Raw genomic sequence first — 511 nt, forward strand, 5'->3', positions numbered from 1 at the left:
GGTTGTTGAGCAGGGCAGCTTTACAAGGGCCGCTGACATTCTGCAGATTCATCGTCCCACCGTGAGCAAAGCGATACAGCAGATAGAGGACGACCTCGGCGTAAAACTCATCCATCGCACTACCCGTAAGTTGAGCGTTACGGCTGAAGGGGAGGCGTTTTATCATCGTGCCAGGCTTGTATTGTCTGAAGTTAATGACATGATGGCGAGCTTTTCACCTACCCTTCCACCTCGGGGGCGGCTCAGGATTGATGTCCCGCTGGCGCTGGCTCACGCCATACTGATCCCTAATCTCAAACATTTCCAGTCACTGTATCCTGACATTGATGTCATATTGGTTTCATCGGACAAAAAAACCGATCTCATTAGTGAAGGTGTGGACTGTCTTGTCCGCCTGGGTGAGCTTCAGGATTCGAGTTTTATTTCCAGACGTCTTGGTGACATCAGGATGGTCACCTGTGCAGCCCCGTCTTACTTGCAACAATATGGACGACCGGAAACACTTGCGGAT

At 50.9% G+C, this 511-nt stretch carries 1 protein-coding gene; it reads left to right on the forward strand.

The features are described from left to right. A partial coding sequence (locus tag ABD353_RS40270) for a LysR family transcriptional regulator (RefSeq protein ID WP_344628650.1) occupies positions 1-511 on the forward strand: 511 nt, incomplete at both ends.

It is taken from the genome of Kitasatospora arboriphila (genome assembly GCF_039528095.1).
Lineage (GTDB): Bacteria > Actinomycetota > Actinomycetes > Streptomycetales > Streptomycetaceae > Kitasatospora > Kitasatospora arboriphila.